Origin of the sequence: Mesorhizobium sp. M7A.F.Ca.CA.004.06.1.1, assembly GCF_003999135.1 — a bacterium.
Lineage (GTDB): Bacteria > Pseudomonadota > Alphaproteobacteria > Rhizobiales > Rhizobiaceae > Mesorhizobium.
Window position 1 is genome coordinate 1 of record NZ_RZPQ01000172.1, and the last position, 9084, is coordinate 9084.

At 61.4% G+C, this 9084-nt stretch carries 7 protein-coding genes; all 7 read right to left on the reverse strand.

Annotated features, from left to right (window positions below; translation table 11 throughout):
- Positions 1-3: 3 nt before the first annotated feature.
- Positions 4-1632 carry a GMC family oxidoreductase gene (locus EN906_RS13055; protein WP_127270352.1) on the reverse strand — a complete coding sequence of 543 codons (1629 nt, stop codon included), beginning with the start codon at positions 1630-1632 and terminating at the stop codon, positions 4-6.
- Positions 1629-2117 (reverse strand): hypothetical protein, encoded by a 489-nt coding sequence (locus EN906_RS13060; RefSeq protein WP_127270351.1) that lies wholly within the window; start codon positions 2115-2117, stop codon positions 1629-1631. The genes EN906_RS13055 and EN906_RS13060 overlap by 4 nt, the downstream gene beginning before the upstream one ends.
- A 65-nt stretch (positions 2118-2182) precedes the next feature.
- Positions 2183-3655 carry an aldehyde dehydrogenase family protein gene (locus EN906_RS13065; RefSeq protein WP_127270350.1) on the reverse strand — a complete coding sequence of 491 codons (1473 nt, stop codon included), beginning with the start codon at positions 3653-3655 and terminating at the stop codon, positions 2183-2185.
- Positions 3656-3667: 12 nt separating this feature from the next.
- Positions 3668-4825 (reverse strand): amidohydrolase/deacetylase family metallohydrolase, encoded by a 1158-nt coding sequence (locus EN906_RS13070; RefSeq protein WP_127267307.1) that lies wholly within the window; start codon positions 4823-4825, stop codon positions 3668-3670.
- Entirely contained in the window at positions 4815-5864 is a 1050-nt protein-coding gene (locus tag EN906_RS13075; RefSeq protein WP_127267308.1) for an ABC transporter ATP-binding protein, read from the reverse strand. Before EN906_RS13075 ends, EN906_RS13070 begins: the two co-directional genes overlap by 11 nt.
- Before the next feature lie 14 nt (positions 5865-5878).
- Positions 5879-7882 (reverse strand): ABC transporter permease subunit, encoded by a 2004-nt coding sequence (locus EN906_RS13080; RefSeq protein ID WP_236383059.1) that lies wholly within the window; start codon positions 7880-7882, stop codon positions 5879-5881.
- A gap of 3 nt (positions 7883-7885) precedes the next feature.
- Positions 7886-9084: extracellular solute-binding protein (locus tag EN906_RS13085; RefSeq protein WP_127375207.1), on the reverse strand; the 1199-nt coding region annotated here is incomplete at its 5' end.

Genomic DNA, 9084 nt, shown 5'->3' on the forward strand with positions numbered 1-9084 from the left:
GCGTCAGGCGGCTATCGACGATCGCGTCTGCTGCGAGAGGGTTTCGAAATTGTCGCGAATATAGGCCGCGGCACGCAAGGCGAGCGCCGAGATGGTGGCCGTCGGATTGACGACGCCGCCGGTGGTGAGCACGCTTCCATCGACAATGAAGAGGTTTGGCACCTCCCAGGTCTGGTTCCATTGGTTGACGACGGATGTCGATGGGTCGCTGCCCATCCGGCAGGTGCCGATCATGTGCCAGGCTGGTGTGCGATAAACGCCCTCCTTGTCGCGATAATCATGCAGCCGATATTCGAAAGCACCGCAGGCCTTTGCGAGCTCTTCGAGGCGATCCAGCATGTAGTTCATCATACGCTTGTCGTTCTCGCCGGGCGCGTAGCGGGTCTTTGCCGCAGGCACGCCATCGGAATCCTTCAGCACAGGATCCAGCGTCACGCGGTTTTCCGGATTGGGCAGATCGTCGCCAATGGCGAAAACGCCGATGGAATGGCCGAAGTGGCGCTCGAACCAAGGGTGATGGTCGCGGCCCCATGGCGCGTGGGCCGGCGTGAACCAGCCTGCCGCAAGCTCTCCGGCCGACGGCGTGGAGGTGATGCAATTGAAGTTGAAACCGTTGACGAAACCGCGCGACACGTCCGTCTCGGCAAACTGCCGCGACAGCAGGGATGCGACGTAACCGATATGACCGTCGACAGGCTCGTCGACCCACATTTCGCAGGCAACCAGCGTGTGGTGCAGAAGATAACGTCCGACCTGATCATTGGCGTTGGCAAGATTGTCGGATGCAAGAAGGAGCCGTGGCGTTCCGATGCCGTTCGCGGCCACGATAACCAGTTTTGCGCCCTGGAAATGTTGCTTCCCGGTCTTGCGGTCGACATAAAGAGCGCCGCTCGCGCGGCCGTCCGGGTCCTTCTCGATCTTGAGCACGCGGGCGTTGATGCGCAGTTCGCAGCCGGCATCCAGAGCCTTGGGCCAGATGGACAGCGAATATTTGCTCATCGATCCACGTGGGCAGCCGTTGCATGTGCCGCAGTTGTTGCAGGCCGGCCGACCGTCATAATCCTCGGAGATCGCCGCAGCCTCGACCGGCCACCAGTGCCAGTCAAGCGCATCGAAACCGGAAGCAAGGCGCTTCGCCACCTTGGACACAGGCATCGGCGGGGTCGGACAGCGGTCTCGTGGCGGCATGGCCAGGTCGCCGGCAAGGCCCGACACGCCGACGAGCTTGTCGGCCTGCTCGTAAAAGGAGGCGAGATCCTCATACGTGATCGGCCAGTCCGGCTGAAGACCATGCTCCGTGCCCTTGCGGAAATCGGAAGGACGATAGCGTGGCCAGATTGCGCCATAGACATTGGTTGACCCGCCGACGGCATTCCACATCAGGATTTGCGAGGAGTCCGAATTGACGGGGAAATCGTCCGGATGGCTGCGCTTGTTGACGTCCGGGCTCCAGTTGGTCCGGCGCTGCCACGACCAGTCGGAATGGAGATGCGGATGGTCTTTCGCCTCCACCCAGGATCCCTGTTCCAGGCAGACGACATCGAGACCGGCTTCTGCAAGTGTCAGTGCTGCCAAGGATCCTGTCGCGCCGGCGCCCACTATCAATACGTCACAGATGCGATCTGTTGTCATCTTTCCAATCCCCAGCGATCTGTCATTACCGTGTCCAGCCCGAGCGGCGACGTGTCGACGGGCCTGACCTTTTCGGTCTCCAGGTAATGGCCGCGCCGATGGGCTGGCTGGTCCCGGTTGAAATCGAAAGGCGCCATGTCGTAGCCGGTCAGATGGGGCCGGTGGGAGTACGGACGCCCCGTGTTCCGAATGGCCTCGATGACGAAGGGCGTTTCGTAATAAGCGAGTGTCACCGCCGTGTAGATCTTGTCGAAAAGCTCCGCGTCGGCTTGCTCGAAGACCTTGACGGCCGCGATGCGGGTGTCGCCATTGCTGCTTGAAAGGCCACCCCTTTCCCAGCCCAGCAGATCGGCCAGTGCCGTAGTCTGCACGTCGCTCCAATCCGCAAAGAGGCGCATCGACACGATGCCGTGCACGCCGGCCTCGGACGCGGAGGGCCAACTCTCGTTGCCAGGGATCAGTTCATCGACAAGAGCGCGGATCATCCGCGTTCTCTCAGGTGGAGAAAGCGGCGAATTCCGTTCGCCGGCAAGAGCATGCGATTGAGGGCTCATGCCGCACCTGCCTTTCGATCGATCGTGACGGTGATCATCTTGAGTTCGGTCATGGCTTCCATCGTGTGCACGCCGCCCAGTCGGCCGATGCCGCTCTTGGTGCCGCTTCCGCCGCCGAAGGGCAGGTGAATTTCCCACCATGTGCTGCCGGCATTGATATTGACGATCCCGGCGGGGATCGCCCTGGCGACCGAAACACCCCGCGCCACATTCGCCGTGAAGACGCCGACCGACAGGCCATATTCGCTGTCGAGCGCCAGATCGAGCGCTTCAGCCTCGTTCTTGAAAGTGAGAACGGGCACGACGGGGCCGAAGGTTTCCTCGCGATTGAGTTTCATCTCGCGCGTGACGCCGGTAATGATCGTCGGCTCGAAAAACAGCCCGCTGCCGAGATCGGGGCGCGGCTTGCCGCCACAGAGCACCTTGGCACCCTGCGCGATTGCGTCATCGATGTGCTCCTTGACCTTGGCTGCGACCTTCGCGTTGTTCAGCGGCCCCATGGTCGTTCCCTGGTGGAAGGGATCACCAAGCACATGTTTTTGCGCATGGGCGACGAGCTTTTCGCAGAGGCTTTCGGCAACCGACTGATGAGCGAGAACGCGGCCCGTCGCGGCGCAGACCTGACCGGCGTTGAAGAATGCGCCGCCGGCCGCGGCGGCGGCCGCCGCGTCAAGATCAGCGTCCTCGAAAACGATCACCGGGCCGTTGCCGCCCAGTTCCAGGAGCAGCGGCTTGCCGGCGCCGCGCTCGGCGATTTTCTTGCCGGTCGCCGCGCTGCCCGTAAAGCCGATTGCCGCGACGTCGGGATGAACCACGACGGCGTCGCCGGCGGTAGCGCCTTCACCGATGACCAGATTGATGACGCCGGCGGGAAGACCGGCGCCGTCGATTACCTCCATCAAGGCACAGGCGACCAGCGAGGTCGACGGGGCGGGCACCCAGACGATGGTGTTGCCGGTCGCAATGCCCGGTGCCAGATATTCGACGGGGATGTTGACCGGGAAGTTCCAAGGGGTAATGACTCCGTAGACCCCGCGCGGCTGGCGGATCGTCATGACGAGCTTCGTCGGATCCTCGGCGGGCAAGGTCTGGCCACCCAGCTGCTTGACGAGTTCGGATGCGAGCCGGAAGCCGTCGGCGGCCTTGCCGACCTCACCCATGGCCTCGGCAAGAACTTTGCCCTGCTCGGTCGACAGGAGGCGTGCGATCTTTTCTTGAGCCGCGTCGATTGCCGAGGCGATGGCAACGCAGATCGCGGCGCGCTTGAAAACCGGCATGCCGGCCCATGTCGGCGCGGCTGCTTTTGCAGCCGCGACAGCCCGTTGTACCGTCTCGCGGCCTGATCGCGGCAACTGGGCAATGGTCTCCCCGGTTGCGGGATTGACCGCCGGCATGGTGTCCGGCTCCGTCTGCCATTCGCCGCCTATGAAATTGGCGGGCGCGTCTTTCATGGCATAGCCACCATCCATTTCAAATCTCCTTCATTCGGCCGCCGCAGCGAGCGTTTGATCATCGGTACCGATATCCTGGCCCGCGATGACCAGACCGGCGGCAAAGATACGTTCAGGCGCAACGACAATCTCGCCGCGCGTGTCTTCAAGGGAAAACGCGCCATTACGCAATTCGAGGATGCTCGCATCCCCGGCCGAGCCAATCTTGAATGTTCCAAGCTCTGGGCGCTGCAATGCCTTGGCCGCATTGACGGTCGAGGCTGCGATGATGTCGTTGATCGACATGCCGAGCGCAAGGAATTTCGAAAGCGTCGTAACCTGGTCGTAGGCCGGACCCTCGATGCAGAGCGCATGAACATCGGAGGAGATGGTGTCCGGCTGGAAGCCTTGCGCCATCATCGCGCGCGCCGTTTTCCAGGAGAAGGAGCCCATCCCGTGGCCGATATCGAAAAGGACGCCTCGTTCCCTCGCCTCGAGGATTTCCGGCTTGATCTTGCCTGCGCCGTCGATGGGCGCATTAGGGAAGGGTCGAAAACAATGGGTCAGTACATCGCCAGCTCGCAGGCGCGAGACGACGGCCTCGTAGGAAGGGGGTGGCTCATCGATATGGGCCATCAATGGCAGGCCCGTCTCGTCGGCGACCTGCAGGGCGACATCGAGAGGCTGGATACCGGCGGGGCCAGAGGCGTGGCGACCGATGCGCACCTTCACCCCGATGATTATGTCGCGGTTGGCGTTGATGACCTCGACGGCCTCGCGGCCGGCAAGAAGCCGCATGTCATGGCTTTCGCCGATCATGATGTTCTTTGCAAAACCATAGATGCCGGCGAAGGAGATATGCAGGTAGACGAGAATGCGAGCCGTGCTTCGCTCGATCACATGCTTGCGAAATCCGGGGAAATTTCCCGGTCCGGCACTTCCCGTGTCGACGCAGGTCGAAACCGCGCTCTTGCGGGCAAACGCGTCCGGATCCACCCCAAGCGACGTCCCGCCCCAGTAAACATGCGTGTGCAGATCGATCAGGCCGGGCGTTACGATAAGGCCCGCTACGTTTCGTTCTTCGGTTCCAGAAAGACCGTTACCGACGGCGGCGACCTTTCCTGCGGCGAAGGCGACATCGGTGACCTGGTCGATACCCTGGGAAGGATCGATGACGCGACCATTTTTCAAAACGAGATCATAAGGCATGAATTCGGCTTTCGGTTTCCAAGAAGCGCTGATTGATACGGGTGCCGTCCTCGGTGGCGAAATAGCGGACAGCGTCCGGGCTCGCGCAGAGAGTGATGCGTTCGCCCGCGGACAGGCCCGACGCATCGCTGCAGGTTGCCCGGACGATGTGGCCGGCAACGTCGACATCGAGGAACTGGAAAGGCCCGGCGGGCTCGATCAGCACGAGTTCGCCCGAAAGGGTGAGACCACCATTACCGCGCGCCGCCGGCTTCAGGTCGTGGGGACGCACGCCAAGAATCCGGTCAGAACTCCCGCCACAGAGATTGGCGGGCAGGAAGTTCATTTGCGGGCTGCCGATAAACCCGGCGACGAACTGGTTGGCGGGAGCCGAATAGACCTCCATCGGCGGTCCGAACTGCTGCACGACGCCGTCCTTCATCACTGCGATCCGGTCCGACAGCACCATGGCCTCTTCCTGATCGTGGGTGACGAAGATGACGGTAATGCCGAGCGCTTTCTGGAGGCGTCGGATCTCGGTGCGCATGCGCACCCGCAGCGAGGCGTCGAGATTTGACAGCGGCTCATCCATGAGAAGGACAGAAGGGTTCCTGACGATCGCGCGGCCAACGGCAACGCGCTGGCGCTGGCCGCCGGAAAGCGCCGCCGGCGGGCGATCGAGAAGGGCCTCGATGCCCAGAACATCGGCTGCCCAGGCTACCTGCTTGCCTACGGTCGCTTCGTCCAGCTTCTGCTGGCGCAATGGAAAGGCGATGTTTTCGCGCACCGTCATGTGCGGGTAGAGCGCGTAATCCTGGAAGACCAGCGCGATGTTGCGTTCACGCGGACCGAGCTCCGAAATCTCCTTGTCGTCGAAGCGGATGGATCCCTCGTCGATATCCTCCAGGCCGGCGATGCAAAACAGCAAAGTCGATTTCCCGCACCCCGACGGTCCGAGGAAGGAAATGAACTCGCCATCGTTGATCGTAAGATCGAGACCCTTCAAAACAGCTATCGCCCCGAACCGCTTGGTAAGGCCGGCAATCTTGATCGACGCCATGCTTGAAGCTCCTTTCAGCCCTTGACCGCGCCGGAAAGCGCACCCTGGACGAGGTAACGTTGGAAGAAGAAGGCAACGGCCACAGGCGGCAGGATGGCAAGCACGCTGGCCGCAAAGAGCGGTCCGTATTCATAGAAACGGGCCTGGTTGAGAAAGCCTGCGATGACGACGGGGATTGTCTGCGTCTTGGGGGTCGAGGTCAGGATCATGGCAAAGAGAAACTCGTTCCAGGACACGAGGAAGCAGAAGATCAGCGCCGCGACGATAGCCGGCCGCACCACGGGCACCAGAACCTTGCGGAACATCGTCCAGCGACTGCAGCCGTCGATCTGTGCCGCGCGCTCAAGGCTGATTGGAACGGTCTCGAAACTGGTCTTCATCATCCAGGCGGCAAGCGGCATCAGGATCGTCGAATATGCGATCACCAGACCGAGATGGGTGTCGATGAGCCCGAGCGTCCGGAAGATGACGAAGAACGGCAGAACCAGCGTCAGTGCGGGAACCATACGCGTCAGAAGAAGCGCCCAGAGGCTGACGGCAAAGAAACGATGTCCAGCATAGCGGGCAAAACCGTAGCCAGCCAAGGTGCCGAGCGCGACATTGACGACGGAGACGACGATGCCGATGCCGAAACTGTTGAGCAGGGACAACGGCACGCGCGCGGCCTGCACGCTGGTCGTGCCTTGCGCCATGAGCACCGCCCGATAGTTGTCGAAAGTGAGCGTCGAGGGCACGATGGAGGGGGGCGTGCGGATCAGGTCGGTGGCTGGCGATAGGCTTATCAGGACCAGCGCCGCAACAGGCAGGAACGACCAGACGAAAATGGCAACGACGGCGAGCGCGAACAGGATCTTGCCAGCGTTGCGTGCAGCGATCGGGCCCATCAGCCTTTTCGGCTTCCATTCCGGCAGAACGACCATGGCGGGCCGCGGGCAACTGGCTGTTAGCAGCCCTGGGGCCGCCAAAGCCGACACTGTCGTCCTGGCTTTCCTGGGGCTGAGGAAGGCAAAATAGGCGATGGCGAATGCAAGGCTGAGAAACGTCAGCACGTAAAGAAGAGCGGCCCCTTCGCCGAACTTCAGGAACTGAAAGGATTGCATGTAGCCGAGCCAGGACAGTGTGGTGGTCGCCGCGCCCGGACCGCCGCGCGTCATGATCCAGATGATGTCGAAGGCCAGGAACGCATTGATCGTGGAGATGATGGTGGAGAACAGCAGCGTCGACTTGAGCCAAGGCAAAGTGATCGCGAAAAAGCGCTTGACCGGTCCCGCGCCGTCGAGAATGGCAGCGCGATGCAGGTTGCCCGGCATGGATTGCAGGCTGGAAAGGAGCATCAGCGTCGTCAACGGCGTCTGGTTCCAGACCTGGGTCAGCGCCACGAGGTTGAGGGCGCGGAAGCCCTCTCCAAACCATGCCCGCCCCCATGAACCGAGGCCTATGTCGTTGAGAAAGCCGTTCAACAGACCGAAATTGCCGGCATAGATGAAGGACCACAGCACCCCGATAGACACGGGCGCCATGGCCCAGGGAACGAGGACGATACTGCGCAGGAAGCCGCGGCCGGCAAAACGCTGATTCAAGACGAGCGCGATCAGTGTTCCCAGTACGGTCGTCCCGATGACCGCAATCGTGGAGAAGTAAAGCGTGCGGCCGAGCGCATACCAGAAGCCTTGATTCTGGAAGATCTTCGCATAATTGGCGAAGCCCACGAAAATCCATCGCTTGGTGATCGGATTGGTGATGTTGAAGGACAAGTACAGACTGTAGAGGAGCGGCAGGCCGACGATCAGGATCATCAGGATCAGCGTCGGGGCGACGGAGAGATAGGCAAAAGCCGGAAGGCTCATCCTGCGCCGGCGTTCGCGCGCCAGCGGCTCGGCTCCTTGCGACGGCAATGTCATCGTCATGGCGTCCTCGCGCATCATCTGGGCCAGATCGCCGACAATGCCGCGTCTGGCGATGTGTTGGAGGTTGGTGCGGACGCAACAGCCGGCCCCGATGACCGGCTGTTGCGTCATGTCTTACTGATATTGGGCCTTGAGCTCGGAAGCCTTGGCCGCAAGCGCTGTCACCAACTCGTCGGTCGAGCTGCCTGAGCGGATATATTCCTGGACCTGCTGCATCATGAACATATCCCATTCCGGGAACCAGATCGCCTTGCCGATCGCGCGTGACGTCGCCATGCCGAGCTGCTTGGCCGAAATGTCAAGGTCGCGCCATTTCGAGAAACTGGCGACGATCTCCGGATCCTGCATGACCGCCTTGTAGCCCGAGCCGAGACCGAACTCGAGAGCCCAGCGCTTGATCACATGATACTGGCCATCCTTGGCTTTGCCGCCGAAGAACTGGAGCAGGTTCCACACGCGCTCCTCATCGACGGGCTGGGCGCCCATCAGATAGGCCGCCGTCCAGGCCATGGTCGAGCGGGTCGCGCCCGGCATGATCGCGTTGCGCACCTTTCCCGCGATCTTGGAAACGGCGGGATCGTTGGCGACCTTGTGGTTGTAGTCATGGACGACCATGAACGTGTGACGGCCGGAGGCATAGCTGGGCACACCTTCGCCGGGCAAGGTCATGATGTCTTCGACGACCAGCTTCTCCTTGTAGAAGGTCTGGTTGATTTCGAGGATCTTGCGCAAGGCCGGCTCATCGACGAAGTTTCCGTCGGCATCGAAGACCTTGGCGCCCTCGGAATACCAAGCCGCGAACATATACCAGGACATGTTTGGCCATTGTTGCTGCCACATTGCGTGAAAGGGCGCGTCGGATATGCCGTCCTTCTTGAGTTTGCGGCAGACATCAAGAACGGCATCCCAGGTTTCCGGTACCTGAACCCCGGCCTTTTTGAGATGCTCCTCGTTGTAGAGGAAGGTGTTGTAGCCGGCGTAGTAGGGGAGCCCGCACAGGGCCCCGCCGTTGGGCAGCGAAAGCGACTCGACACTGACCGGGAACATGCCGGCCTTGATATCGGCAACGCCCGGAAGGCTCTCGATGTCACGGATCCAGTTGGCCGCGTGCCAGCGGGCGATGTAGTTCTCTTCGGAATACAGCATGTCGATATGCTGACCGCCGGTGAGCTTCGTTTCCGCCACAGGGTGGTAATCGCCCGATACGAGCTCGTAATTCACGTTCTCATCATAGAGTTTCATGAACGTCTTGACGTTCTCTTCGACGATCTGCGGCTGGTATTGCCAGCCGACGAAGCTGATCGGCGTGGAGG

Excerpts from the sequence above, each read along its gene's own strand:
- EN906_RS13075 (WP_127267308.1), bottom strand. The coding sequence starts at position 5,864 with ATGGCGTCGATCAAGATTGCCGGCCTTACCAAGCGGTTCGGGGCGATA.
- EN906_RS13055 (WP_127270352.1), bottom strand. The coding sequence starts at position 1,632 with ATGACAACAGATCGCATCTGTGACGTATTGATAGTGGGCGCCGGCGCG.
- EN906_RS13060 (WP_127270351.1), bottom strand. The coding sequence starts at position 2,117 with ATGATCCGCGCTCTTGTCGATGAACTGATCCCTGGCAACGAGAGTTGG.
- EN906_RS13080 (WP_236383059.1), bottom strand. The coding sequence starts at position 7,882 with ATGACGCAACAGCCGGTCATCGGGGCCGGCTGTTGCGTCCGCACCAAC.
- EN906_RS13065 (WP_127270350.1), bottom strand. The coding sequence starts at position 3,655 with ATGGATGGTGGCTATGCCATGAAAGACGCGCCCGCCAATTTCATAGGC.
- EN906_RS13070 (WP_127267307.1), bottom strand. The coding sequence starts at position 4,825 with ATGCCTTATGATCTCGTTTTGAAAAATGGTCGCGTCATCGATCCTTCC.